The sequence below is a fragment of the Luteimonas dalianensis genome, from assembly GCF_049339425.1.
Classification (GTDB): Bacteria; Pseudomonadota; Gammaproteobacteria; order Xanthomonadales; family Xanthomonadaceae; genus Luteimonas; species Luteimonas dalianensis.
In genome coordinates this window covers 237339-262987 of sequence record NZ_JBMPPO010000006.1, presented here as the reverse complement: position 1 = coordinate 262987, position 25649 = coordinate 237339, and the positions used below count along the sequence as shown (strand labels likewise).

20 protein-coding genes and 5 tRNA genes are annotated in these 25649 nt (G+C 67.9%); all 25 read right to left on the bottom strand.

The window, feature by feature from the left end:
* The coding region (tuf, locus tag ACOZ90_RS10870; protein WP_422893654.1) for an elongation factor Tu at positions 1-1189 on the bottom strand (1189 nt) is incomplete at its 3' end.
* Between the two features lie 46 nt (positions 1190-1235).
* The gene (gene fusA, locus ACOZ90_RS10865; RefSeq protein WP_422893663.1) at positions 1236-3323 is read right to left on the bottom strand and encodes an elongation factor G; all 2088 of its coding nucleotides are present in this window, start codon (positions 3321-3323) and stop codon (positions 1236-1238) included.
* Between the two features lie 161 nt (positions 3324-3484).
* A complete protein-coding gene (gene rpsG / locus ACOZ90_RS10860) occupies positions 3485-3958 on the bottom strand; it encodes a 30S ribosomal protein S7 (RefSeq protein ID WP_422893662.1) in 474 nt (157 codons plus the stop codon).
* 13 nt (positions 3959-3971) lie between these two features.
* Positions 3972-4346, bottom strand: a complete 375-nt coding sequence (rpsL, locus tag ACOZ90_RS10855; RefSeq protein ID WP_095206967.1) for a 30S ribosomal protein S12 — start codon at positions 4344-4346, stop codon at positions 3972-3974.
* Between the two features lie 339 nt (positions 4347-4685).
* Positions 4686-8921 carry a DNA-directed RNA polymerase subunit beta' gene (rpoC, locus tag ACOZ90_RS10850; RefSeq protein ID WP_422893661.1) on the bottom strand — a complete coding sequence of 1412 codons (4236 nt, stop codon included), beginning with the start codon at positions 8919-8921 and terminating at the stop codon, positions 4686-4688.
* A 69-nt stretch (positions 8922-8990) separates the two neighbouring features.
* Complete coding sequence (rpoB, locus tag ACOZ90_RS10845; protein WP_422893660.1) at positions 8991-13163, bottom strand: DNA-directed RNA polymerase subunit beta; 4173 nt, start codon at positions 13161-13163, stop codon at positions 8991-8993.
* 231 nt (positions 13164-13394) lie between these two features.
* Positions 13395-13775, bottom strand: coding sequence for a 50S ribosomal protein L7/L12 (gene rplL, locus ACOZ90_RS10840; protein WP_422893659.1), 381 nt, complete (start codon positions 13773-13775; stop codon positions 13395-13397).
* Between the two features lie 68 nt (positions 13776-13843).
* Positions 13844-14368: a 50S ribosomal protein L10 gene (gene rplJ, locus ACOZ90_RS10835; RefSeq protein ID WP_422893658.1), complete on the bottom strand. Its 525-nt coding sequence runs from the start codon at positions 14366-14368 to the stop codon at positions 13844-13846.
* A 322-nt stretch (positions 14369-14690) separates the two neighbouring features.
* Entirely contained in the window at positions 14691-15392 is a 702-nt protein-coding gene (rplA, locus tag ACOZ90_RS10830) for a 50S ribosomal protein L1 (RefSeq protein WP_422893657.1), read from the bottom strand.
* A 4-nt stretch (positions 15393-15396) separates the two neighbouring features.
* Positions 15397-15825, bottom strand: coding sequence for a 50S ribosomal protein L11 (rplK, locus tag ACOZ90_RS10825; RefSeq protein WP_422893656.1), 429 nt, complete (start codon positions 15823-15825; stop codon positions 15397-15399).
* Positions 15826-15907: 82 nt separating this feature from the next.
* A complete protein-coding gene (gene nusG, locus ACOZ90_RS10820) occupies positions 15908-16462 on the bottom strand; it encodes a transcription termination/antitermination protein NusG (protein WP_422893677.1) in 555 nt (184 codons plus the stop codon).
* Between the two features lie 38 nt (positions 16463-16500).
* A complete protein-coding gene (gene secE / locus ACOZ90_RS10815; RefSeq protein WP_422893655.1) occupies positions 16501-16881 on the bottom strand; it encodes a preprotein translocase subunit SecE in 381 nt (126 codons plus the stop codon).
* Between the two features lie 36 nt (positions 16882-16917).
* Positions 16918-16993 (bottom strand) — tRNA-Trp (locus tag ACOZ90_RS10810).
* 101 nt (positions 16994-17094) lie between these two features.
* Complete coding sequence (gene tuf, locus ACOZ90_RS10805) at positions 17095-18285, bottom strand: elongation factor Tu (protein ID WP_422893654.1); 1191 nt, start codon at positions 18283-18285, stop codon at positions 17095-17097.
* Between the two features lie 66 nt (positions 18286-18351).
* A tRNA-Thr gene (locus tag ACOZ90_RS10800) sits at positions 18352-18427 on the bottom strand.
* A gap of 71 nt (positions 18428-18498) precedes the next feature.
* Positions 18499-18572, bottom strand: a tRNA-Gly gene (locus ACOZ90_RS10795).
* A gap of 16 nt (positions 18573-18588) precedes the next feature.
* Positions 18589-18674: transfer RNA gene (locus ACOZ90_RS10790), tRNA-Tyr, on the bottom strand.
* Positions 18675-18789: 115 nt separating this feature from the next.
* Positions 18790-19881, bottom strand: coding sequence for a redox-regulated ATPase YchF (gene ychF / locus ACOZ90_RS10785; RefSeq protein ID WP_422893653.1), 1092 nt, complete (start codon positions 19879-19881; stop codon positions 18790-18792).
* Positions 19882-19888: 7 nt separating this feature from the next.
* Positions 19889-20470: an aminoacyl-tRNA hydrolase gene (pth, locus tag ACOZ90_RS10780; RefSeq protein WP_422893652.1), complete on the bottom strand. Its 582-nt coding sequence runs from the start codon at positions 20468-20470 to the stop codon at positions 19889-19891.
* Between the two features lie 51 nt (positions 20471-20521).
* The gene (locus ACOZ90_RS10775; RefSeq protein ID WP_422893651.1) at positions 20522-21199 is read right to left on the bottom strand and encodes a 50S ribosomal protein L25/general stress protein Ctc; all 678 of its coding nucleotides are present in this window, start codon (positions 21197-21199) and stop codon (positions 20522-20524) included.
* A gap of 82 nt (positions 21200-21281) precedes the next feature.
* Positions 21282-22241: a ribose-phosphate diphosphokinase gene (locus ACOZ90_RS10770; protein WP_422893650.1), complete on the bottom strand. Its 960-nt coding sequence runs from the start codon at positions 22239-22241 to the stop codon at positions 21282-21284.
* Positions 22242-22286: 45 nt separating this feature from the next.
* A tRNA-Gln gene (locus ACOZ90_RS10765) sits at positions 22287-22363 on the bottom strand.
* Positions 22326-23234 carry a 4-(cytidine 5'-diphospho)-2-C-methyl-D-erythritol kinase gene (gene ispE / locus ACOZ90_RS10760; RefSeq protein ID WP_422893649.1) on the bottom strand — a complete coding sequence of 303 codons (909 nt, stop codon included), beginning with the start codon at positions 23232-23234 and terminating at the stop codon, positions 22326-22328. Before ispE ends, ACOZ90_RS10765 begins: the two co-directional genes overlap by 38 nt.
* A gap of 4 nt (positions 23235-23238) precedes the next feature.
* Positions 23239-23910 (bottom strand): lipoprotein insertase outer membrane protein LolB, encoded by a 672-nt coding sequence (gene lolB, locus ACOZ90_RS10755; RefSeq protein WP_422893648.1) that lies wholly within the window; start codon positions 23908-23910, stop codon positions 23239-23241.
* Positions 23907-25631, bottom strand: a complete 1725-nt coding sequence (locus ACOZ90_RS10750) for a tetratricopeptide repeat protein (protein ID WP_422893647.1) — start codon at positions 25629-25631, stop codon at positions 23907-23909. The genes lolB and ACOZ90_RS10750 overlap by 4 nt, the downstream gene beginning before the upstream one ends.
* Between the last annotated feature and the right edge of the window lie 18 nt (positions 25632-25649).

Below are 25649 nucleotides of genomic sequence, written 5' to 3'. Positions count from 1 at the left end.
ACTTGACGATCTTGGCCACCACGCCGGCGCCGACGGTGCGGCCGCCTTCGCGGATCGCGAAGCGCAGGCCCTCGTCCATCGCCACCGGGTTGATCAGCTCAACCGACATCTTCACGTTGTCGCCCGGCATCACCATCTCAACGCCCTCGGGCAGGGTGACGGCGCCGGTGATGTCCGTGGTGCGGAAGTAGAACTGCGGGCGGTAGCCCTTGAAGAACGGCGTGTGACGGCCGCCCTCGTCCTTGCTCAGCACGTACACCTCGGCCTCGAAGCTGGTGTGCGGGGTGATCGAACCCGGCTTGGCCAGCACCTGGCCGCGCTCCACGTCGTCACGCTTGGTGCCGCGCAGCAGCAGGCCCGCGTTGTCGCCCGCCTGGCCCTGGTCGAGCAGCTTGCGGAACATCTCAACGCCGGTCACCGTGGTCTTGGTGGTCGGGCGGATGCCGACGATCTCGACTTCCTCGCCCACCTTGATCACGCCGCGCTCGATGCGCCCGGTCACCACGGTGCCGCGGCCCGAGATCGAGAACACGTCCTCGACCGGCATCAGGAAGTTCTTGTCCACGTCGCGCTCGGGCTCCGGGATCCAGCTGTCCAGCGCGTCCACCAGCTTCAGGATCGCCGGAACGCCGATGTCGGACTGGTCGCCTTCCAGCGCCTTGAGCGCCGAACCCTTGATGATCGGGGTGTCGTCGCCCGGGAACTCGTACTTGGACAGCAGCTCGCGCACTTCCATCTCGACGAGCTCCAGCAGCTCCTCGTCGTCGACCATGTCGGCCTTGTTCAGGAATACCACGATGTACGGAACGCCCACCTGGCGCGCCAGCAGGATGTGCTCGCGCGTCTGCGGCATCGGGCCGTCGGCGGCCGAGCACACCAGGATCGCGCCGTCCATCTGCGCCGCACCCGTGATCATGTTCTTCACGTAGTCGGCGTGGCCCGGGCAGTCCACGTGCGCGTAGTGGCGCGTCTCGGACTCGTACTCCACGTGCGAGGTCGAGATCGTGATGCCACGCGCCTTCTCTTCCGGCGCGCGGTCGATCGCGTCGTACGCGCTGAACTCGCCGCCAAAACGCTCCGCGCCCACCTTCGTCAGCGCCGCGGTCAGCGTCGTCTTGCCGTGGTCAACGTGACCGATCGTGCCCACGTTCACGTGGGGCTTGGTGCGCTCGAACTTACCCTTGGCCATCTTGGACTCCGTGATTCTGTAGATTCGTTGATTCGTGGTTGGCGGCTTACTTCTTGGTCACCGACTCGGCGATGTTGGCCGGAGCCTCGGCGTAGTGGTCGAACTCCATCGTGTAGGTGGCGCGACCCTGCGACATCGAACGCAGCGTGGTGGCGTAGCCGAACATCTCGCCCAGCGGCACCATCGCGTTGATGATCTTGCCCGAGGGGCTGTCGTCCTGGCCCTGCAGCACGCCGCGGCGGCGGCTCACGTCGCCCATCACGTCGCCCAAGTAGTCCTCCGGGGTGACGATCTCGACCTTCATGATCGGCTCCAGCAGCACCGGGCTGGCCTTGCTGAAGCCTTCCTTGAAGCCCATCGAGCCGGCGATCTTGAACGCCATTTCGGACGAGTCGACCTCGTGGTAGGAGCCGTCGAACAGCTTCACCTTGATGTCCACGATCGGGTAGCCGGCAAGGATGCCGCTGGCCATCGCTTCCTGGATGCCCCTGTCGACCGCGGGGATGTACTCCTTGGGCACCACGCCGCCGACGATCGAGTTGTCGAACTCGTAGCCCGCGCCCGGCTCCTGCGGCGAAATCTCCAGCCACACGTGACCGAACTGGCCCTTGCCGCCCGACTGGCGGACGAACTTGCCCTCGGACTTGACCGTCTGGCGGATGGTCTCGCGGTAGGCCACCTGCGGCTTGCCGACGTTGGCCTCGACGTTGAACTCGCGCTTCATGCGGTCCACGAGGATGTCCAGGTGCAGCTCGCCCATGCCGGAGATGATGGTCTGGCCGGACTCCTCGTCGGTACGCACGCGGAAGGACGGATCCTCCTGAGCCAGGCGCCCCAGGGCCACGCCCATCTTCTCCTGGTCGGACTTGGTCTTGGGCTCCACCGCCATCGAGATGACCGGCTCGGGGAAGGTCATCTGCTCCAGGGTGATGATCGCGTCCTGGGCACACAGGGTGTCACCGGTGGTGACGTCCTTCAGGCCCACGGCGGCGGCGATGTCGCCGGCGCGCACTTCCTTGATCTCGGCACGGTCGTTGGAGTGCATCTGCAGCAGGCGGCCGATGCGCTCCTTCTTCGACTTGATCGGGTTGAACACCTGGTCGCCCGAGTTCAGCACGCCCGAGTACACGCGGAAGAAGGTCAGCGAGCCGACGAACGGATCGGTCATGATCTTGAACGCAAGCGCCGAGAACGGCTCCTTGTCGTCCGCCTTGCGGGTGGCCTCGGCTTCGTTCTGGTCGATGCCCTGCACCGGCGGCACGTCGACCGGAGACGGCAGCAGCTGGACCACGCCGTCAAGCATGGCCTGCACGCCCTTGTTCTTGAACGCGGTACCGCAGTAGACGGGGACGATCTCGGTCTTCAGGGTGCGCTCGCGCAGGCCCTCCACGATATCGGCCTCGGACAGGGCGCCTTCCTCAAGGTACTTGTCCATCAACGCCTCGTTGGCCTCGGCCGCGGCCTCGACCATGAACGAGCGCGCCTCGGTGGCCACCTCCACCAGGTCGGCGGGGATGTCGCGGTACTCGAACGCGGTGCCGTGCGAGGCCACGTCCCAGTGGATCGCCTTCATCTTGAGCAGGTCGACCACGCCCTCGAAGCCGTCCTCGGCCCCGACCGGCACCTGCATCGGCACCGGGTACGCGCCCAGGCGGCTCTTGAGCTGGCCCACGACCTTGTCGAAGTTGGCGCCGGTGCGGTCCATCTTGTTGACGAACGCAAGCCGCGGCACCTTGTACTTGTTGGCCTGGCGCCACACGGTCTCCGACTGCGGCTGCACGCCGCCGACCGCGCACAGCACGAACACCGCGCCGTCGAGCACGCGCAGGCTGCGCTCCACCTCGATGGTGAAGTCGACGTGCCCGGGGGTGTCGATGATGTTGAGCCGGTGCTCGGGGAAGCTCTTATCCATGCCCTTCCAGAACGCGGTGGTGGCCGCCGACTGGATGGTGATGCCGCGCTCCTGCTCCTGCTCCATCCAGTCCATGGTGGCGGCGCCGTCGTGCACCTCGCCCAGCTTGTGGCTGACGCCGGTGTAGAACAGGATGCGCTCGGACGTGGTGGTCTTGCCGGCGTCGATGTGGGCCATGATGCCGAAGTTGCGGTAACGCTCGATGGGAGTGGTGCGAGCCACGGTCGTCTCTCGTGTCTGTGCCCGGCGGGCCGGGCTTGAATGGCGGATGCCGCCCTGGGGCGGCGATCCGGATCGTGGGGCACGACCCGCGGACGGGTCACGCGGACGCCGCCGGTCAGGGCGGCGCCAGGTGCAGGGCCGCCCTCAGGCGGCCCGGCGGATCACCAGCGGTAGTGCGCGAACGCCTTGTTCGCATCCGCCATGCGGTGGATCTCTTCACGCTTCTTGATGGCGCCGCCGCGGTTCTCGGAGGCGTCGATCAGTTCGGCGGCCAGCTTGCGCGGCATGCTGTTCTCGCCGCGCTTGCGCGCCGACTCGATCACCCAGCGCATCGCCAGCGCCATGCGGCGCGACTGGCGGACTTCGACCGGCACCTGGTAGGTGGCGCCACCGACGCGGCGGGACTTGACCTCCACCGCCGGCGACACATTGCCCAGGGCCTTCTCGACCAGCTCCAGGGCATTGGCTTCGCCGCCCTTCTCGCCGATGACGTCCATTGCGCCGTAAACGATCTTCTCGGCGACCGACTTCTTGCCGCTCTTCATCACCATGTTGATGAAGCGGGCGATGGTCTCGCTGCCGTGCTTGGGATCGGGCAGGACCGAACGCTGCGGAGTATTGCCTTTACGCGACATGTCTGGTTTCTCCTCAGGCCTTCGGACGCTTGGCGCCGTACTTGGAACGACCCTGCTTGCGCTTGGCCACGCCAGCGGCGTCGAGCGCGCCGCGCACCATGTGGTAGCGCACGCCCGGCAGGTCCTTGACGCGACCGCCGCGGATCAGCACCACCGAGTGCTCCTGCAGGTTGTGGCCCTCGCCGCCGATGTACGAGATGACCTCGTAGCCGTTGGTCAGGCGCACCTTGGCGACCTTGCGAAGCGCCGAGTTCGGCTTCTTCGGGGTGGTGGTGTACACGCGGGTGCACACGCCGCGGCGCTGCGGGCAGTTTTCCAGCGCCGGCGAGGCGCTCTGGTAGGTTTCCGGCTTGCGCGGCTTCCGCACGAGCTGATTGATCGTTGCCATCGTATGGTTTCTGTCGGTTCGGGGCCGTAGCCCGTGCGTGAAAACGAAGGCAGGCCGGGACAACCCGGCCTACCGAGACGGAAAAGTATAGCCCGCGCCGCCGCCAAGCGTCAACGCAAGCCATACCGGGCTGGCCGGGCCCGCGCCAATGGCGGCGGATCCGGGCAGCGATCCTGCTGATCCCGCCCTTCCTGGGCCGAACACGAGGCGCATCCATGACGCCTCATTTCGTGATCTGGGCGGAACGGATCCGCCAATGGTGCATATCTTACAGGGGCCGGGGCCCCGAAAGGCAAGCCCGGCGGCAGCCTGCGCGCCGCCGGGTGCCGGACGGGCTGCTTACTCCTGCCCGTCCCCTGCCTGGCCGGCGTCCTGCTCCACCGCAGGCTCCGCGGCCTCCACCGCGTCGGTGACGGTGCCCGACAGGGCGTCCATTTCCGACTCGGTCAGGCCCGAGGCGCCACGACGGCGCTGGGTGTGGTACGCCAGCCCGGTGCCGGCCGGGATCAGCCGGCCGACGATCACGTTCTCCTTCAGCCCGCGCAGGCTGTCGCGGGTACCGCGCACGGCGGCCTCGGTCAGCACGCGGGTGGTCTCCTGGAAGGAGGCCGCGGAGATGAACGACTCGGTTGCCAGCGAGGCCTTGGTGATGCCCAGCAGCACCGGATCGAACTTCGCCGGCAGCTCGCTCTTGCCTTCCAGGCGCTGGTTTTCCTCGATCACGCGCTGGCGCTCGACCTGCTCGCCGTTGAGGTAGCGGCTGTCGCCCGCATCGGTGATCTCCACCTTGCGCAGCATCTGGCGGACGATCACCTCGATGTGCTTGTCGTTGATCTTCACGCCCTGCAGGCGGTAGACGTCCTGGATCTCCTTGGTCAGGTAGGAGGCCAGCTCCGCCACGCCCTTCAGGCGCAGGATGTCCTGCGGGCTCGGCTCGCCGTCCACCACGGTCTCGCCCTTCTCCACGTGCTCGCCTTCGAACACGATGATCTGGCGGTACTTGGGGATCAGCTCCTCGTAGTCGTCGCCCTCGGCGGACTTGATTACCAGGCGCTGCTTGCCCTTGGTGTCCTTGCCGAAGCTGACGATGCCGGACTTCTCGGCCAGGATCGCCGGATCCTTGGGCTTGCGGGCCTCGAACAGGTCCGCCACGCGCGGCAGGCCGCCGGTGATGTCGCGGGTCTTGGAGGCTTCCTGCGGGATCTTGGCGACCACGTCGCCGACCGAGACGGCGTCGCCGTCCTGGAGGTTGACGATCGAGCGCGGCGGCAGCAGGTACTGCGCCGGCAGGTCGGTGCCCGGGATCGACAGGTCGTTGCCCTTCTTGTCGACGATGCGCACGATCGGGCGCAGGTCCTTGGCCTGCGAGCCGCGGCGCTTGGGATCGGTGATCTCACGCGAGGCCAGGCCGGTCAGCTCGTCGGTCTTCTCGATCACGGTCACGCCGTCGACGAAGTCGACGAAGCGCACGAAACCGGCAACTTCCGAAACGATCGGGTGGTTATGCGGATCCCAGGTGGCGACCGTCTGCCCGGCCTTCACCTCGCCCCCGTCCTGGAGGCTGATCAGGGCGCCGTACGGCAGCTTGTAGCGCTCGCGCTCGCGGCCATGCGGATCGAGCACGGACAGCTCGCCCGAGCGCGACACCGCGACCAGGCCGCCGCTGTCGTGGCCCACCGACTTGATGTTGTTGAACTTCACCGTACCGGTGGTCTTGACCGTGACGTTGTCGATCGCCGCCGCACGCGAAGCCGCGCCGCCGATGTGGAAGGTACGCATGGTCAGCTGGGTGCCGGGCTCGCCGATCGACTGCGCGGCCACCACGCCCACGGACTCGCCGTGGTTCACCAGGTGGCCACGGGCCAGGTCGCGGCCGTAGCAGTTGGCGCACACGCCGAAGCTGCTTTCGCAGGTGATCGTGGAGCGCACCTTGATCAGCTGCACGCCGGCGTCTTCCAGCTTCTGCACCCACTGCTCGTCGAGCAGGGTGTTGCGGGTGACGATCGGATCCTCGTCGTCGCCCGGCAGGAACACGTCCTCGGCCACCACGCGGCCCAGCACGCGGTCGCGCAGCGGCTCGACCACGTCACCGCCCTCGACGATCGGGGCCATGTTCAGGCCGGCCATGGTGCCGCAGTCGTCCTCGGTGATCACCACGTCCTGGGCCACGTCCACCAGGCGGCGGGTCAGGTAGCCGGAGTTCGCGGTCTTGAGCGCGGTATCGGCCAGGCCCTTTCGGGCACCGTGGGTCGAGATGAAGTACTGCTGGACGTTCAGGCCTTCGCGGAAGTTGGAGGTGATCGGGGTCTCGATGATCGAGCCGTCCGGCTTGGCCATCAGGCCGCGCATGCCGGCCAGCTGGCGGATCTGCGCCTGCGAGCCACGCGCGCCCGAGTCGGCCATGATGTAGATCGAGTTCATCGACTTCTGCTCGACCGTCTCGCCCTTGGCGTTGGTCACCTTCTCGGTGCCGATGGTATCCATCATCGCCTTGGCCACGCGCTCGTTGGTGCGCGACCAGATGTCGACCACCTTGTTGTAGCGCTCGCCGGCGGTGACCAGGCCCGACTGGTACTGCTGCTGGATCTCCAGCACCTCGGCCTCGGCCTCCTCCAGGATGCCGGCCTTCTCCATCGGGATGGTCATGTCGTCGATGCCGATCGACACGCCGGCACGGGTGGCGAAGCCGAAGCCGGTGTACATCAGCTTGTCGGCGAACACCACGGTGTCCTTCAGGCCCAGGCGGCGGTAGCAGGAGTTGATCAGGCGGCTGATGTTCTTCTTGGTCAGCTCCACGTTGGCCAGTTCGAACGGCAGGCCCTGCGGCAGGATCTGGTCCAACAGCGCGCGGCCGACCGTGGTGTCCACGATCGAGTTGACCCGCTCGCGGTTGCCGTCCTCGTCGATCACGGTCTCGGTGATGCGCACCTTGACCTTGGCGTGCAGGCCCACGGCCTTGTTGTCGTAGGCGCGCTTCACCTCGGCCACGTTGGCGAACACCATGCCCTCGCCCTGCTGGTTCTCCAGCGCGCGCGACATGTAGTACAGGCCCAGCACCACGTCCTGCGACGGCACGATGATCGGCTCGCCGTTGGCGGGGCTGAGGATGTTGTTGGACGACATCATCAGCGCGCGCGCTTCCAGCTGGGCCTCCAGGCTCAGCGGGACGTGCACGGCCATCTGGTCACCGTCGAAGTCGGCGTTGAACGCGGTACACACCAGCGGGTGCAGCTGGATGGCCTTGCCCTCGATCAGCACCGGCTCGAAGGCCTGGATGCCCAGGCGGTGCAGGGTCGGGGCGCGGTTGAGCAGCACCGGGTGCTCGCGGATCACCTCTTCCAGGATGTCCCAGACCTCGGCCTCTTCGCGCTCGACCAGCTTCTTGGCGGCCTTGATGGTCGTGGCCAGGCCACGGCGCTGCAGCTTGGCGAAGATGAAGGGCTTGAACAGCTCCAGCGCCATCTTCTTGGGCAGGCCGCACTCGTGCAGGCGCAGGGTCGGGCCGACCACGATGACCGAACGGCCCGAGTAGTCCACGCGCTTGCCCAGCAGGTTCTGGCGGAAACGGCCCTGCTTGCCCTTGATCATGTCGGCCAGCGACTTGAGCGGGCGCTTGTTGGTGCCGGTGATGGCGCGGCCGCGGCGGCCGTTGTCCATCAGCGCGTCCACCGACTCCTGCAGCATGCGCTTCTCGTTGCGCACGATGATGTCGGGCGCGTTGAGCTCGAGCAGGCGGCGCAGGCGGTTGTTGCGGTTGATGACCCGGCGGTACAGGTCGTTCAGGTCGGAGGTCGCGAAGCGGCCGCCGTCCAGCGGCACCAGCGGGCGCAGATCCGGCGGCAGCACCGGCAGCACGGTCATGATCATCCACTCCGGGCGGTTGCCCGAGTCGATGAAGGCCTCGACCAGCTTGATCCGCTTGGTCAGGCGGGTGAGCTTGGTCTGCGAACCGGTGGCGGCGATCTCTTCCTTCAGCCCGATCATCTCGGCCTGCAGGTCGATCGTGCGCAGCAGGTCGTAGACGGCCTCGGCGCCCATGGCGGCGTCGAAGTCGTCGCCGTGCTCCTGGCGCATCTGCATGAACTGCTCTTCGTTGAGCAGCTGGCCGCGCTCGAGCGGGGTCAGGCCCGGCTCGGTCACGCAGTAGGCTTCGAAGTACAGGATGCGCTCGATGTCACGCAGCGTCATGTCCAGCATCAGGCCGATGCGGGACGGCAGCGACTTGAGGAACCAGATGTGGGCGACCGGGCTGGCCAGGTCGATGTGGCCCATGCGCTCGCGGCGCACCTTGGCCAGGGTGACCTCGGTGCCGCACTTCTCGCACACCACGCCGCGGTGCTTCATGCGCTTGTACTTGCCGCACAGGCACTCGTAGTCCTTGGTCGGCCCGAAGATGGCGGCGCAGAACAGGCCGTCGCGCTCGGGCTTGAAGGTGCGGTAGTTGATGGTCTCGGGCTTCTTCACTTCGCCGAAGGACCACGAGCGGATCATGTCCGGCGAGGCGAGCGCGATCTTGATCGAGTCGAAGTCGAGCGTCTGGCGCTGCTGGTTGAAGAGGTTGAGCAGGTCTTTCATTTTATGTCTCCGGGAGTGGAGGAATGGGGGAAGGTCAGGCTGCGGCCGCGTGGCCGCGCGTCATTTCCCTCAGTCCTCCTCCAGCTCCATGTTGATGGCCAGCGAGCGGATTTCCTTGACCAGCACGTTGAAGGACTCGGGCATGCCCGCGACCATCTCGTGTTCGCCGTCGACGATGTTCTTGTACATCTGGTTGCGGCCCTGCACGTCGTCGGACTTCACCGTCAGCATCTCCTGCAGGGTGTAGGCCGCGCCGTAGGCTTCCAGCGCCCAGACTTCCATCTCGCCGAAGCGCTGGCCGCCGAACTGCGCCTTGCCGCCCAGCGGCTGCTGGGTGACGAGCGAGTACGGGCCGGTCGAACGCGCGTGCATCTTGTCGTCCACCAGATGGTTGAGCTTGAGCATGTGCATGTAGCCCACGGTCACCTCGCGCTCGAACTGCTCGCCGGTGCGGCCGTCGAACAGGCGGGTCTGGCCGCTGGTCGGCAGGTCGGCGAGCTCGAGCATCTTCTTGATCTCGGACTCGGCCGCGCCGTCGAACACCGGGGTGGCCATCGGCACGCCGCCGGTCAGGTTGCGGGCCAAGGTCAGCAGCTCCTCGTCGCTGAACTGCTTCAGATCCACCTGCTGGGCGGTGATGTCGCTGTCGTGGTTGTAGATCTGGTCCAGGAACTTGCGCAGATCCGCGATCTTGGCCTGCGCCTCGAGCATGTCCTGGATCTTCCGGCCCAGGCCCTTGGCGGCCCAGCCCAGGTGGGTTTCCAGGATCTGGCCGATGTTCATGCGGCTCGGCACGCCCAGCGGGTTGAGCACGATGTCGACGGTCTCGCCGTTGGCCTGGTACGGCATGTCCTGCACCGGCACGATGGTCGACACCACGCCCTTGTTGCCGTGGCGGCCGGCCATCTTGTCACCCGGCTGGATGCGGCGCTTGACCGCCAGGAACACCTTGACCATCTTCAGCACGCCCGGGGCGAGGTCGTCGCCCTGGGTGATCTTGCCGCGCTTGTCCTCGAACCGCTTGTCGAACTCCTTGCGGTGGGTGTCGATCTGCATCTGCGCGCGCTCGATCGCCTCCACGGCCTCGGCGTCCTTCATCCGCAGGTTGAACCAGTCGGACTTCTTCAGCCCGTCCAGCACCAGGCTGGTCACGGTCTCGCCCTTCTTCAGGCCGGCGCCGCCGTTGACGGTCTTGCCCAGGAGCTGGCCGCGCAGGCGGGCATAGATCGCCGCCTCCAGGATCCGGAACTGGTCGTCGAAGTCCTTCTTCACCCGCTTGATCTCGGACTCCTCGATCTGCTGGGCGCGCTTGTCCTTCTCGATGCCGTCGCGGGTGAAGACCTGCACGTCGATGACGGTGCCGTCCATGCCCGGCGGAACCCGCAGCGAGCTGTCCTTCACGTCGGACGCCTTCTCGCCGAAGATCGCGCGCAGCAGCTTCTCTTCCGGGGTCAGCTGGCTCTCGCCCTTGGGCGTGACCTTGCCCACCAGGATGTCGCCGGCGCGCACTTCGGCACCGATGTACACCACGCCCGACTCGTCCAGGCGGTTGAGCGCCTGCTCGGAGACGTTGGGGATGTCGGCGGAGATCTCCTCCGGCCCCAGCTTGGTGTCGCGGGCGACCGCGGTCAGCTCCTCGATGTGGATCGTGGTGTAGCGATCCTCGGTCACGACCCGCTCCGACAGCAGGATCGAGTCCTCGAAGTTGTAGCCGTTCCACGGCATGAACGCGACCAGCATGTTCTGGCCCAGGGCCAGCTCGCCGATGTCGGTGGAGGGGCCGTCGGCCAGCACGTCGCCGCGGGCCACGGTGTCACCCACGCCCACCAGCGGACGCTGGTTGATGCAGGTGTTCTGGTTGGAGCGGGTGTACTTGATCAGGCTGTAGATGTCGACGCCCGCATCGTGCTCGCCGGAGATTTCGTCGTCGAAGGCCTTGACCACGATGCGGCCGGCATCGACCTGCTCGACCACGCCGCCACGGCGGGCGTTCACGGTCACGCCAGAGTCGCGCGCCACGGCGCGCTCGATGCCGGTGCCCACCAGCGGCTTCTCGGCGCGCAGCGTCGGCACCGCCTGGCGCTGCATGTTGGCGCCCATCAGCGCGCGGTTGGCATCGTCATGCTCCAGGAACGGCACCAGCGCCGCGGCGACCGACACGGTCTGCATCGGCGAGACGTCCATGAAGTGGACTTCCGCCGGCGGCTTGAGCATGTTCTCGCCCTGGTAGCGCACGTCCACGAACTGCTCGGTCAGGCGGTCCTTGTCGTCCAGCGGCGCGTTGGCCTGGGCGATGACGTACTCGTTCTCCTCGATCGCCGACAGGAACTCGATCTCGGTGGTGACCTGGCCGTCCACGACCTTGCGGTACGGCGTCTCCAGGAAGCCGTAGCGGTTGGTGCGGGCGAACACCGCCAGCGAGTTGATCAGGCCGATGTTCGGGCCTTCAGGCGTCTCGATGGTGCACACGCGGCCGTAGTGGGTCGGGTGCACGTCGCGCACCTCGAAGCCGGCCCGCTCGCGGGTCAGGCCGCCCGGCCCAAGGGCCGACACGCGGCGCTTGTGGGTGACCTCCGACAGCGGGTTGTTCTGGTCCATGAACTGCGACAGCTGCGAGGAGCCGAAGAACTCCTTGACCGCGGCCGCGACCGGCTTGGCGTTGATCAGCTCCTGCGGGGTCAGGCCATCGGCCTCGGCCATGGTCAGGCGCTCGCGCACGGCGCGCTCAACGCGCACCAGGCCCACGCGGAAGGTGTTCTCGGCCATCTCGCCCACCGAGCGCACCCGGCGGTTGCCCAGGTGGTCGATGTCGTCGACCACGCCGCGGCCGTTGCGGATCTCGGTCAGCACCTTGATCACGTCCAGGATGTCGGAGCCGTCGCCGTTCTCCTCGCGCAGGCGGACCGAATCCTCGTCCTTGCGCTCGGCGTAGTACTTGGCGTCGTACAGCACCGCGGCGCCCTCGGTCTCCTTGCGGCCCAGGCGGCGGTTGAACTTCATCCGGCCCACGCCCGACAGGTCGTAGCGCTCGAAGGTGAAGAACAGGTTGTGGAACAGGTTCTGGGCGGCGTCCTTGGTCGGCGGCTCGCCCGGGCGCATCATCCGGTAGATCTCCACCAGCGCTTCCAGCTGGGTCTTGGTGGGATCGATGCGCAGGGTGTTGGACAGGTACGGGCCACGATCCAGGTCGTTCGTCCAGATGGTGCCGATGGTGTCCACGCCGGCCTTGCGGAACGCGACCAGGTGCTCCTCGGTGATCTCGTCGTTGGCGGCGGCCAGCAGCTCGCCGGTTTCCATGTCGGGCACGTCGTGCGACAGGATGCGGCCCAGCAGGTAGTCATCCGGCACGGCCAGCGCCTCGATGCCGGACTGCTCCAGCTGGCGGATGTGGCGCGCGGTGATGCGGCGGCCAGCCTCGACGATCACGGTATCGCCATCGGCCAGGTCGAAGTCCAGGGTTTCGCCGCGCAGGCGCTCGGGCACCAGCTCGACCTGCACGCCTTCCTTCGGGTCGACGTGGAAGGTGTTGATCTCGAAGAACTCGTTGAGCATCTCCTCGTTGGAGTAGCCCAGCGCGCGCAGCAGGATCGTCACCGGCAGCTTGCGGCGGCGGTCGATGCGGGTGAACAGCGCGTCCTTCGGGTCGAACTCGAAGTCCAGCCACGAGCCGCGATAGGGAATGATGCGGGCGCTGTAGAGCAGCTTGCCCGAGCTGTGGGTCTTGCCGCGGTCGTGGTCGAAGAACACGCCCGGGCTGCGGTGCAGCTGGGAGACGATGACGCGCTCGGTGCCGTTGACGATGAAGGTGCCGTTGTCGGTCATGAGCGGGATCTCGCCCATGTAGACCTCCTGCTCCTTCACGTACTTGATGGCCTTGGACGACGACTCGCGGTCGTAGATCACCAGGCGCACGGTCACGCGCAGCGGGGCGCCGTAGCTCATGCCGCGCTGGCGGCACTCGCGCTCGTCGAACACCGGCTCGCCCAGCTTGTAGCCCACGTATTCAAGGGCGGCGTAGCCGTTGTAGCTGACGATCGGGAACACCGACTTGAGCGCGGCGTGCAGGCCGCGGTCGGCGCGCTTGGCCGGGGCCACGCCCGCCTGCAGGAATTCGCGGTACGAATCGACCTGGATGGCGAGCAGGTACGGCACCTCGAGGATCGTCTTCTGCTTGCCGAAGTCCTTGCGGATGCGCTTCTTTTCGGTGAACGAGTAACCGTTTTGCTGGTTGCTAGTCGTCATGGGGAATGACCGCCTCTTGGATCTGTGAACCGCGCGTCCGCGGCCCGGGGGGATCGGTTTTCGACCGGGAAAATCGCCAGTGGGAAGTCGCTGGTATTGCCGGCACCAGCACGCCTTCTCCCGCTACTTCCGACTGGGGACTTTTATTGATGTGGAACAACGGCCAAAGGCCGGGGGCTTTCGCCCCCAGCCTCTGCCTGCCGCCTGGTGGAGCCGGCGACGGGGTGCAGCTTACTTCAGCTCGGCGGTGGCGCCGGCGGCCTCGAGATCCTTCTTCAGCTTCTCGGCCTCTTCCTTCGACACGCCTTCCTTCACGTCCTTCGGCGCGCCCTCGACCATGTCCTTGGCCTCCTTCAGGCCCAGGCCGGTGATCGCACGGACGACCTTGATGACTTCGACCTTCTTGTCGCCGACGGCCTTCAGGACCACGGTGAACTCGGTCTGCTCTTCGGCAGCGGCACCGCCGCCGGCAGCGGCCGGGCCAGCGGCCACGGCCACCGGGGCGGCAGCGGACACGCCGAACTTCTCTTCCATCGCCTTGACCAGCTCCATGACCTCGACAAGGGTCTTGCTGCTGATCGCTTCGATGATTTCTTCGTTGGAAAGGGACATCGTGATTACCTCGGTTGACTATGTTGGATATACGACTGCGGAACGGGTTCGTACCGAACTGATCTTGCTCAGGCGGCCTTGGCCTGGCCGACCGCGTTGGTGACGCGGGCGACCTGGCTTGCAGGCTCGGCCAGCACGCGCACCAGCATGGTGGCCGGCTGGACCATGACGCTGAGCAGCATCGACAGCGCTTCATCGCGGGTCGGCAGCGACGCCAGGACATCCACATGGGTGCCCGGGTACATCTGTCCGCCAAGCGACACGAGGCGCGGCTTCAGCTTGTCGTTCGCCTTCGCGAACTCCTTGATCAGGCGTCCGGCGGCACCCGGGTCTTCCTGCGAGAAGGCATACAGCAGGGGGCCGGTCAGCTCGTCCTTGATGACGGCGTAATCGGTTTCCTCCACTGCGCGCGAGACCAGCGTGTTCTTGGCTACCTTCAAGTACACGCCGCCCTCGCGGGCCTTCTTGCGCAGGTCGGTCAGCTGACCGACCGTCAGACCCACGTACTCGGCGGCGACCAGCGAGTGTGCCTTGCCGGCCACCTCCGCCAGTTCGGCAACGACTTCCTTCTTCTGTTCCAGATTCAGAGCCATTGCACTCTCCGTTTCTCTGCTAATCCGCTTGCGGCTCCTGCCGCTTGCGGGCCATTGGCGGCATCGTTCCCTCGATGCCGGGAAGACCCGGGGGTCTTCCGGTTGGCAGCCGTTTCCAGAAACTTCCTGGAGGGTCGGCGACCATCTGCGCAGGCCCTTTTACGCTTTCGCGATCCGGGATTAAGCGCCCTGCTCCACAGCGGCGGCGATTCCCTGCCAATCCGAGCTTCCATGCCCGTCGCCGTTGCGTCGCAGGCCGCGCCTGCGGTCTTTGACGGCGCCGCGCCGGGCCGGAGCCCGTTGCGATGCCCTCAAAATTTGCTTACTTGATCGACAGCGAGCCCTGGTCCACGGTCACGCCGGGGCCCATGGTCGAGCTGATCGAGATCTTCTGCAGGTAGGTGCCCTTGGCGGTGGCCGGCTTGGCCTTGACCAGGTCGGCCAGCAGCGCCTGCAGGTTCTCCTGCAGCCGGCCGGCCTCGAAGTCGGCCTTGCCGATGGTGCAGTGGATGATGCCGGCCTTGTCGGTGCGGTAGCGCACCTGGCCGCCCTTGGCGTTCTTGACCGCCTCGCCCGGGTTCGGGGACACGGTGCCCACCTTCGGGTTCGGCATCAGGCCGCGCGGGCCCAGCAGCGTGCCCAGTTTGCCCACCACGCGCATGGCGTCGGGGGTGGCGATGACCACGTCGTAGCCGATGTCGCCGCCCTGCATCTTCTCGGCCAGGTCTTCCATGCCCACGGCGTCGGCGCCGGCGGCCAGCGCCTCGTCGGCCTTGGCACCGGCGGGGGCGAACACCGCCACACGCACGGTCTTGCCGGTGCCCTGCGGCAGCACGGTGGAACCGCGCACCTGCTGGTCGGACTTGCGCGCGTCAACGCCCAGGCGCACGGCCACGTCCACGGCTTCGACGAACTTCGCCTTGCTCAGATCCTGGACGATCTTCAGCGCCTCGCCGATCGGGTATGCCTTGCCCGGCTGCACCGCCTCGCGGGCGGCCTTTTCACGCTTGGTCTGCTTTGCCATGTCCTCAGCCCTCCACCGAAAGGCCCATCGAACGGGCGGAGCCCTCGATGGTGCGAACCGCCGCGTCCAGGTCGGCCGCGGTCAGGTCGGGTTCCTTCATCTTCGCGATCTCTTCCAGCTGGGCGCGGGTGACCTTGCCCACCTTCTGGGTGTTGGGACGCGCCGAACCGGACTGCACGCCCGACAGCTTCTTCAGCAGCACCGCCGCCGGCGGGGTCTTGGTGATGAAGGTGAAGGTGCGGTCCGAGTACGCGGTGATCACGGTCGGAATCGGCAGGCCCGGCTCCATCTTCTGCGTGGCGGCGTTGAACGCCTTGCAGAACTCCATGATGTTCAGGCCGCGCTGGCCCAGGGCAGGACCGACGGGCGGGCTGGGATTGGCCTGCCCGGCCTTGACCTGCAGCTTGATGTAGCCGACTACTTTCTTTGCCATGGTTGGACTCCTGCGAGTGCAAACGCCTGTTCAGGGCTCCTCGCGGTTGGGTGCGCCACGGGGGCGCGGGTTTCACGTTGGATCAGGCCTTCTCGACCTGGCCGAACTCCAGCTCGACCGGGGTGGAACGACCGAAAATCAGCACCGCCACGCGCAGACGGCTCTTTTCGTAGTTGACTTCCTCGACCACGCCGTTGAAGTCGTTGAACGGGCCGTCGATGACGCGAACCATCTGGCCCGCCTCGAACAACACCTTCGGGCGCGGCTTCTCGACGCCGTCGGCCACCCGCTGCAGGATCTGGTCGGCCTCGTGGTCGGCGATCGGCAGCGGCCGGTCGGCAGTGCCGCCGATGAAGCCCATGACCTTCGGGGTTTCCTTGATCAGGTGCCAGGTGTCGCTTTCGATGCGCGGGATGCCGTCCTCGTTGCGGGTGGCGATCTGCACCAGCACGTAGCCGGGGAAGAACTTGCGCTCGGAACGGCGCTTCTGGCCGGAGCGCATCTCCACCACTTCCTCGGTCGGCACCAGCACCTCGCCGAAGCGATCCTCCATGCCGGCGCGCACGATGCGGTCGCGCAGCGCCTGGGCCACCGACTTCTCGAAGCCGGAGTAGGCGTGAACCACGTACCAGCGCATGTCAGCTTGGGTTTCCATCGACTCGGGGTTCTCCATCATCAGCCCAGGAACACGCGCAGAAGCCATTTGATCACCGCGTCATAGGCCGCCATGATCAGCGCGATGATGATCACGGCGATGATGACCACCCAGGTCATCCGCGTCGCTTCCTGGCGCGTGGGCCACACCACCTTGCGCAGCTCGAAGCGGGTTTCGTACAGGAACTCGCGGGTCTGCGCGCCCTTCTGGGTGCCCATCAGGAACACCGCCCCGCCCGCCACCACGCCGGCAACCACGGCCAGGCCGCGGGCCCAGCCCGGCCACTGGCCGCCGAACCAGTAGAAGGCGAACACGCCTGCGGCCACCAGCAGCACCGACAGCGCGTACTTGGCGATGTCTGCCGTGGAAGCTGACCTGGGTTGTTCGACTCTGCTGTTCATCTGGTATCGCTTGCAGCCCGTGGCATGGATCGCGTGTGGCACGCCAGGAGGGACTCGAACCCCCAACCTGCGGTTTTGGAGACCGCTGCTCTGCCAATTGAGCTACTGGCGTATCGTTTTGGCGCCGGCCTTGGAAAAGGCAACGGCGGCTTGCGCCGCCTTGCCTGGTGACCGGCTTTTCCCGTGCGCCCGGAGGCGCACCGGGTCAGGTCATCACTTGACGATCTTGGCCACCACGCCGGCGCCGACGGTGCGGCCGCCTTCGCGGATCGCGAAGCGCAGGCCCTCGTCCATCGCCACCGGGTTGATCAGCTCAACCGACATCTTCACGTTGTCGCCCGGCATCACCATCTCAACGCCCTCGGGCAGGGTGACGGCGCCGGTGATGTCCGTGGTGCGGAAGTAGAACTGCGGGCGGTAGCCCTTGAAGAACGGCGTGTGACGGCCGCCCTCGTCCTTGCTCAGCACGTACACCTCGGCCTCGAAGCTGGTGTGCGGGGTGATCGAACCCGGCTTGGCCAGCACCTGGCCGCGCTCCACGTCGTCACGCTTGGTGCCGCGCAGCAGCAGGCCCGCGTTGTCGCCCGCCTGGCCCTGGTCGAGCAGCTTGCGGAACATCTCAACGCCGGTCACCGTGGTCTTGGTGGTCGGGCGGATGCCGACGATCTCGACTTCCTCGCCCACCTTGATCACGCCGCGCTCGATGCGCCCGGTCACCACGGTGCCGCGGCCCGAGATCGAGAACACGTCCTCGACCGGCATCAGGAAGTTCTTGTCCACGTCGCGCTCGGGCTCCGGGATCCAGCTGTCCAGCGCGTCCACCAGCTTCAGGATCGCCGGAACGCCGATGTCGGACTGGTCGCCTTCCAGCGCCTTGAGCGCCGAACCCTTGATGATCGGGGTGTCGTCGCCCGGGAACTCGTACTTGGACAGCAGCTCGCGCACTTCCATCTCGACGAGCTCCAGCAGCTCCTCGTCGTCGACCATGTCGGCCTTGTTCAGGAATACCACGATGTACGGAACGCCCACCTGGCGCGCCAGCAGGATGTGCTCGCGCGTCTGCGGCATCGGGCCGTCGGCGGCCGAGCACACCAGGATCGCGCCGTCCATCTGCGCCGCACCCGTGATCATGTTCTTCACGTAGTCGGCGTGGCCCGGGCAGTCCACGTGCGCGTAGTGGCGCGTCTCGGACTCGTACTCCACGTGCGAGGTCGAGATCGTGATGCCACGCGCCTTCTCTTCCGGCGCGCGGTCGATCGCGTCGTACGCGCTGAACTCGCCGCCAAAACGCTCCGCGCCCACCTTGGTCAGCGCCGCGGTCAGCGTCGTCTTGCCGTGGTCAACGTGACCGATCGTGCCCACGTTCACGTGGGGCTTGGTGCGCTCGAACTTGCCTTTGGCCATGGTTGCGTATCTCGGAACTGAAGTGGATTGGGGGAACGATGGCGCCCCTGGGGGACGCCCCTGAAATGGTGCTCACGAATGGAATCGAACCATCGACCTCCTCCTTACCAAGGAGGTGCTCTACCGACTGAGCTACGTGAGCGTGTTGAAGCTGTTGCTGGAACGTGTTGCCGTGTTGCCTGTACTGCGACCGCGCCGCGGGGTAAAGCGCAATGGAGCGGGAGACGGGAATCGAACCCGCACCATCAGCTTGGAAGGCTGAGGTTCTACCATTGAACTACTCCCGCGCCGCGCGGAACATCTTGGTGGAGGGAGGTGGATTCGAACCACCGAAGGCGTAAGCCAGCAGATTTACAGTCTGCCCCCGTTGGCCGCTTGGGTATCCCTCCCGGGCAATTTCTTGAAGCCGGTGAAACAGCCCGTAATTTTCGCCACAACCGGAGCGCATGTCAACGCCGGAATGGCCAATCGGGCGTTTTCGCCCTCCGGCGGCCCCGGACGGGGTCAGACGTTGAAGCGGAAATGCAGGACGTCGCCCTCCTGGACGCGGTACTCCTTGCCCTCCAGGCGCAGCCGGCCGGCCTCCTTGGCCCCCGCCTCGCCGCCGTAGCGGATGAAGTCGTCGAAGGCCATGGTTTCGGCGCGGATGAAGCCTTTTTCGAAGTCGGTGTGGATCACCCCGGCGGCCTGGGGCGCGGTCGAGCCGGCCTTCACCGTCCAGGCGCGTACCTCCTTGACCCCGGCGGTGAAGTAGGTCTGCAGGCCCAGCAGGCGGTAGGCGGCGCGGATCACCCGGTTCAGGCCGGGCTCGTCCAGGCCCAGGTCGGCCAGGAACTCGTCGCGGTCGGCCTCGTCCAGCTGCGCCAGCTCTTCCTCGATCGCCGCCGACACCGGCACGACCTCCGAGCCCTCCGCCTCGGCCCGGGCCCGCACCGCGTCCAGGTGCGGATTGTCCTGGAAGCCGTCCTCGAGCACGTTGGCCACGTACATCACCGGCTTAAGGGTGAGCAGGAACAGGTCGCGCACCAGCGCGCGCTCCTCCTCGTCCAGGCCGGCCGCGCGGGCCGGGATGCCGTCGGCCAGGGCCTTGTTCAGCTTTTCCAGCACCGGCAGCCGGGCAATGGCCTCCTTGTCGCCGCCCTTGGCCGAGCGCTCGGCGCGCTGGCGCGCCTTTTCCACCGAGTCCAGGTCGGCCAGGGCCAGCTCGGTGTCGATGGTCTCGATGTCCGAGACCGGATCCACCTTGCCGGCCACGTGGACGATGTCGCCGTGCTCGAAGCAGCGCACCACGTGGGCGATGGCGTCGACCTCGCGGATGTGGGCCAGGAACTTGTTGCCCAGCCCCTCCCCGCTCGACGCCCCGGCCACCAGCCCGGCGATGTCGACGAACTCCATCACCGTGGGCAGCACCTTCTGCGGCTTCACGATGTCGGCCAGCTGGCCCAGGCGCGGATCGGGCACCGGCACCACGCCCACGTTCGGCTCGATGGTGCAGAACGGGAAGTTGGCCGCGGCGATGCCCGCCCTGGTCAGCGCGTTGAAAAGGGTCGACTTGCCGACGTTCGGCAGGCCGACGATGCCGCATTTGATACCCATTGGATCCTCAGCTCTTCGGCGTATGCAGCCGGGTCATCGCGTCCATGAAGTTGCCCTGCACTGCCAGCGGCAGTACGTCCAGAGCCTCGTCGATGGCGCGTTCGATCAGGATGTCGTCGTCCGCGGACGGACGGCCGAGCACCCACGGGGTGACCCGGTCCTTGTGGCCGGGATGGCCGATGCCGATGCGCAAGCGGTGGAAACGGCCGTGGCCAAGCAGGCGCATGGTGTCGCGCAGCCCGTTCTGGCCGCCGTGGCCGCCGTCGAACTTGAGCCGCGCGGTGCCCGGCGGCAGATCCAGCTCGTCGTGGGCCAGCAGCGCCTGCTCGGGTTCGATCTTCCAGTACTGCAGCGCCGCCAGCACCGATTTCCCGGACAGGTTCATGAAGGTGGCCGGCCGGAGCAGGCGCACCGCCTGGCCCCCCACCTGCACCTGCGCGCTCTCGCCGAACAGCTTGGAATCCAGGCGGAACGACCCGCCCGCCCGCTCCGCCAGGGCGTCCACGAAACGGAACCCGGCGTTGTGCCGGGTTCGCGCATATTCCTGGCCGGGATTGCCCAGCCCGACGATGAGACGAAGTTCCGCCATCGCGCAGGCGCCTGGCCATCGCGCCCGTAGCGGGCGCGATGGCAACGGCGCTTACTCGTCCTTCTTGCCGTCGTCGTCGGAGACCTTGGCGGCCGGCACTTCGGCGGACTGCTCCTCGCCCTCGGCCGTCTCCTCTTCCTCGACCTCGACGCGGGCCGGGCGCGCGGTCACGATCGCATCGTCGTGATCCTTGCCCAGGGCCAGCTGCGGGATCTCGACGCCCTCGGGCAGCTTGATGTCCGACAGGTAGAGGGTGTCGCCCAGCTCCAGCGCCGACAGGTCCACCTCGATCGAGGCCGGCAGGTTCTTCGGCAGGCACTCGACGGTGACTTCCCTGAGCTCGTGGCTGACCAGCACGTCGGCCAGCTTGCCCGCCGGGGAGTTCTCCTCGTTGATGAAGTGCAGCGGCACCGCGGTGCGCAGGGTCTGGCTGGCATCCACGCGCTGGAAGTCCAGGTGCATGATCTGCTGCTTGTAGGGGTGGCGCTGGAGGTCGCGCAGCAGCACCGCCTGCACGTCGCCGTCCAGGCTCAGGTCGAGGATCGACGAATAGAACCAGTCGTGCTCGCTGGCCAGCAGCACTTCGTTGTGGCTGAGCTGGATGTTGACCGGGGCCAGATCGCCACCGTAGACGATCGCCGGCACCAGGCCGTCGCGGCGGAGGCGGCGGCTCGCACCCTTCCCCCCGTCCTCGCGGCGCTGGACCTTGATTTCATGAGTCTTGGACATGTCGTTGTAACTACCTTGGTTGATGGGCCGCCTCGCGGCGGCTGGGCGGCTCCCCCGCGACCAGGGGAGCCTTGGAAAATCGTCAATCCACGTACAGCGAGCTGACCGATTCGCCGAACGCGATGCGGCGGATGGTTTCGCCCAGCAGCTCGGCGACGCTGAGCTGGCGGATGCGCTCGCAGGCCGCGGCGGCCTCCGACAGCGGGATGGTGTCGGTCACCACCAGCTCGTCGAGCCGGGAGCGGCTGATGTTCTCGATCGCCGCGCCCGACAGCACCGGATGGGTGCAGTAGGCCACGACCTTGGTGGCGCCGTTGTCCTTGAGCGCGGCGGCCGCGGCGCACAGGGTGCCGGCGGTGTCGACGATGTCGTCGACCAGCACGCAGGTCTTGCCCTGCACGTCGCCGATGATGTTCATTACCGTGGCCACGTTGGCGCGGGGGCGACGCTTGTCGATGATCGCCAGGTCGGCGTCGTCCAGGCGCTTGGCGATGGCGCGGGCGCGGACCACGCCGCCCACGTCGGGGCTGACCACCACCATGTTGTCGGTGCCGTGCGCGCGCCAGATGTCGGCCAGCAGCAGCGGCGAGGCGTAGACGTTGTCGACCGGAATATCGAAAAAGCCCTGGATCTGGTCCGCGTGCAGGTCGATGGTCAGCACCCGGTCGGTGCCGACCGCGCCGATGATCTTGGCCGCCACCTTGGCCGTGATCGGCACCCGCGAGGAACGCAGGCGGCGATCCTGGCGGGCGTAGCCGAAATACGGCATCACCGCGGTCACGCTGGCCGCCGAGGCGCGCTTGAGCGCGTCCACCAGCACCGTCAGCTCGACCAGGTGCTCGGCGGTCGGCGCGCAGGTGGACTGGAGCACGAACACCTCCTGCCGGCGCACGTTCTCCTCGATCTCGACCTGGACCTCGCCGTCGGAGAACTTCGACACCAGCGCCTTGCCCTGGCGGGCGCCCAGCTGGCGGCACACGGCCTGGGTCAGCGGCCGGTTGGCGTTGCCGGAGAAGACCAGGATGTTGCGATCTTCCTTCATGTGGGATGTGCGCATTGCAATGGCCGTGACGGTTGGGTGCCGCAGTGGCAGGGGCGGCAGGATTCGAACCTGCGAATGCCGGGATCAAAACCCGGTGCCTTGGACCTCTTGGCGACGCCCCTGTGGATTCGCGTGTCCGGTCGCGTCCAGCAGTGGCGAGCGCGCCGTGCCGGCCGCGACCCACGCCCGCAGGCCGGGTGGCAGCGCGGCGAGCGCGGCTTCGGCGTCCTCGCGGGTGGCGAATTCGACGAAGCAGCCGCTGCCGGTCCCGGTCAGATGCGGCGTGCCGACGCGCGCCAGCGCGGCGAAGGCGGCCTCCACGGCCGGTTCACGGCGGCGCAGCACCGGCTCGAACGCATTGCCGAGCGGAGCTCCCGAAACAAAGTCGGATATTGTCGCGGGCGCGGCATCGCGCGTCAATTCGGGGGCCTGGAACAGATCGGCGGTGGCCACGGCCACGCCCGGGTCGGCCAGCAGGTACCAGGCCGGGGGCAGCTCCACCGGGGTCAGCCGCTCCCCCACGCCCTCGGCCCAGGCGTTGCGCCCGTGCACGAACACCGGCACGTCCGCGCCCAGCCGCAGCCCCAGCTCCGCCAGCCCGGCCGGGCCAAGGCCGGTGCCCCAGAGCCGATCCAGTGCCACCAGCACGGTGGCCGCGTCCGAGGAGCCGCCGCCGAAGCCGCCGCCCATGGGAATGCGCTTGTCCACGCCGATGTCCGCGCCCTGTCCCGCGCCGGTCTCCTGCTGCAGCAGCCGGGCCGCGCGCAGCAGCAGGTCGGCGGATTCGGGAACCCCCGCCAGGGCCCGGCCGTGGCGCACGATCGCGCCGTCGGCGCGCGGACGCAGGCGCACCGTGTCGCCCCAGTCCAGGATCCTGAAGACCGTCTGCAGCTGGTGGTAGCCGTCCGCGCGGCGCCCGGTGATGCGCAGGAACAGGTTCAGCTTGGCCGGCGCCGGCCACTCGCTCCAGCCGGCCACCGCGTCCGCCGCCACCGGATCAGGCCCCGCCGGGCGCGGGCGCGCCCAGCGTCCACTCGTCCACCACCAGCCGCACCCGCGCCTGGCCGCGCGCGGCATCGACCCGCCGGGGCAGCGGCTCCGCAGCCTGTCCGTCGGCCTCGGGCTGCCAGTTCACATAATCAATCGTCCAGCCGCCCTGGCGAATCCGCACCAGCCGGCCCTCGGCGGTGAACTCCAGCCGGGCCGGGCCGTGCGCGGCCGGGTCGGCGCGGGTGCCGGCGGCCCACGCCGCCAGCGCATCGACCGGCACGTCCATGCCGGTGGCTTCCAGCAGCAGCCCGGACGGATCCGGCCCTACAAGGGGGCCGCCATCCAGTCCTTCGATGCGGGCGCCGCCGGCGTCGGCGGTCAGGCTCCAGCCCTGGCGGGTGACCGGCGCCCTGAGCATCACCTGGTAGGTATCGCCGGCCTGCCACCACTCGATCCTGCCGTTGCCGCCGTCGCTGCCGTTGCTCAGCGCGACCCGGCCGCTGAACGCCAGCGATCCGGATCCGGCCAGCAGCGCCTCGCGCGCGTCGACCCGCGCGGTGGCCGCGGCCAGCGCCGGGCCCGACAGCGCCGCCGCGTCCGGGGCCTGCACGGGCCGGGTCGCGCAGCCCGCCAGCAGCGCCAGCGCGAACACGCAGGCCACGCGCACCAGCGCGCTCACAGCTCCACCCCGGTCATCTCCAGCGACCTGAGCAGGGAGCGGTTCTCCGGATCCAGCGCGTTCGCCCGCTCGAAGAATTCGCGGGCTTCGTCCCGGCGCCCGGTCACCCACAGCACCTCGGCCACGTGGGCGGCCACCTCGGCATCCTTGAGCATCGACCAAGCCCGGCGCAGCTCCACCAGCGCCTCCTCGTGGCGACCCAGGCGGTAGAGCACCCAGCCGTAGCTGTCGATGATGTGGGCGTTGTCGGGCTCGGCCAGGCGCGCGCGGTCGATCAGCTCCAGCGCCTCCTCGTAGCGCCCGGTGCGGTCGGCCAGGGTGTAGCCCAGCGCGTTGAGCGCGTGCACGTTTTCCGGCTCGGCCACCAGCAGACGCCGCAGGTCGGCCTCGGCGCGCTCGATGTCGTCGCGCCGCTCCCACATCAGCGCGCGCGCATACAGCAGCGCGCCTTCGTCGGGCCAGGCGGCCAGGCCGCGGGCGTAGGCGTCCAACTCGCCGTCGGCATCGCCGGCCTGCAGGCGCAACTCGGCCTCCATCAGGTGCGAATCGCGGCGCAGATCCTCGTCGACCTCGGCATCGGACTGCAGCGCGCGCAGCTCGGCGAACGCCTCGTCCTGCCGGCCCAGGTCGAACAGCGTCTTGGGCGCGCGCAGCCGGGCGATCGAGCGCTGCGGGCCGCCCGGCACGCTGCGATACCACTCCAAGGCGTCGGCCGGTCGCTCCATGTGCTCGGCCAGCTGGCCCAGCAGCAGCCGCCAGGCCGGGTTCGGCGCATCGGCCCGCTGCTCGAGCTCCCAATACAGCACTTCCAGCGCCGGGATGTCCCCGGCCCTCACCAGCAGCGAGGCGCGCATGGCGTAGCTGCGTTCATCCTGCGGGCCCATGGCCATGATCCGCGCCGCTTCGCCCAGCTCTTCCAGCTGCTCGTACTCGGCGGCGATCGCCACGCGCAGCTCCGGGGACGCCAGCGCGGTGTCTTCCACCCGCTGCAGCGCCTGCCGGGCGGCCTCTTCGTCACCGCTCTCGCGGGCCTGGGCCGCACGCAGCAGCGCCACCCGCGGCTCGTCGGGGAACCGCTGCACCACCTCGTCCACGATCCTGCCGGCAAGCGCCTCGTCGCCGAAGCGCTGGGCCAGCCCGCCGAAGCCGAGCCAGGCGCGCAGGTCGTCGGGAATCGCATCCGAATCCACCAGCCGGCCGAGGATCCGGGCCGACGCCTCCTGGTCGCGGGTGCCGCCATGCAGCGCCCCGATCGCGTAGCCCCAGGCCCGCTGATCCGGGTCGCGCAGCAGCTGCTCCAGCTCGCGCCGGGCGCGGCGCTCGCGGCCGGTGCGCAGCAGCCAGTTGGCCTGCGCCGAACGCATCGCCAGGCTGGACGGCGCAAGCCCGCGCCACTGTTCCAGGGCCTGGCCGAGCAGTTCGTCGTCGGTGTCGACCAGCGCCACCTGCACTGCGCGCTCGACCAGGGCGGCGTCGCCCCCGACCTCTTCGGAAGCCTGCAGGTACCAGCGGACGGCTTCGTTGAGCTTGCCGGCGCGCAGGGAGAATTCGGCCGCCATGGTGGCGCCCACGGCATCGCCGACCTGCCCGGATCCGGGCGCTTCGGCCACGGCTGCGGCGGGCAGCAGCAGCGCGGCGGCCAGCCACCAGGCCCGCAGCACACTGCCGATCGCGCCCCGGCCCACGGCCGGAAAGCGGCGTTTTACAGAAGGAACGGGCATTGCGGGCGGGCCGGCCGT

Coding starts and splice junctions, on each gene's coding strand:
- rpsG (WP_422893662.1), bottom strand. CDS start 3,958: ATGTCGCGTAAAGGCAATACTCCGCAGCGTTCGGTCCTGCCCGATCCC.
- rpsL (WP_095206967.1), bottom strand. CDS start 4,346: ATGGCAACGATCAATCAGCTCGTGCGGAAGCCGCGCAAGCCGGAAACC.
- rpoC (WP_422893661.1), bottom strand. CDS start 8,921: ATGAAAGACCTGCTCAACCTCTTCAACCAGCAGCGCCAGACGCTCGAC.
- rpoB (WP_422893660.1), bottom strand. CDS start 13,163: ATGACGACTAGCAACCAGCAAAACGGTTACTCGTTCACCGAAAAGAAG.
- rplL (WP_422893659.1), bottom strand. CDS start 13,775: ATGTCCCTTTCCAACGAAGAAATCATCGAAGCGATCAGCAGCAAGACC.
- rplJ (WP_422893658.1), bottom strand. CDS start 14,368: ATGGCTCTGAATCTGGAACAGAAGAAGGAAGTCGTTGCCGAACTGGCG.
- rplA (WP_422893657.1), bottom strand. CDS start 15,392: ATGGCAAAGCAGACCAAGCGTGAAAAGGCCGCCCGCGAGGCGGTGCAG.
- rplK (WP_422893656.1), bottom strand. CDS start 15,825: ATGGCAAAGAAAGTAGTCGGCTACATCAAGCTGCAGGTCAAGGCCGGG.
- nusG (WP_422893677.1), bottom strand. CDS start 16,462: ATGCGCTGGTACGTGGTTCACGCCTACTCCGGCTTCGAGAAGTCGGTG.
- secE (WP_422893655.1), bottom strand. CDS start 16,881: ATGAACAGCAGAGTCGAACAACCCAGGTCAGCTTCCACGGCAGACATC.
- tuf (WP_422893654.1), bottom strand. CDS start 18,285: ATGGCCAAAGGCAAGTTCGAGCGCACCAAGCCCCACGTGAACGTGGGC.
- ychF (WP_422893653.1), bottom strand. CDS start 19,881: ATGGGTATCAAATGCGGCATCGTCGGCCTGCCGAACGTCGGCAAGTCG.
- pth (WP_422893652.1), bottom strand. CDS start 20,470: ATGGCGGAACTTCGTCTCATCGTCGGGCTGGGCAATCCCGGCCAGGAA.
- ACOZ90_RS10775 (WP_422893651.1), bottom strand. CDS start 21,199: ATGTCCAAGACTCATGAAATCAAGGTCCAGCGCCGCGAGGACGGGGGG.
- ACOZ90_RS10770 (WP_422893650.1), bottom strand. CDS start 22,241: ATGAAGGAAGATCGCAACATCCTGGTCTTCTCCGGCAACGCCAACCGG.
- ACOZ90_RS10750 (WP_422893647.1), bottom strand. CDS start 25,631: ATGCCCGTTCCTTCTGTAAAACGCCGCTTTCCGGCCGTGGGCCGGGGC.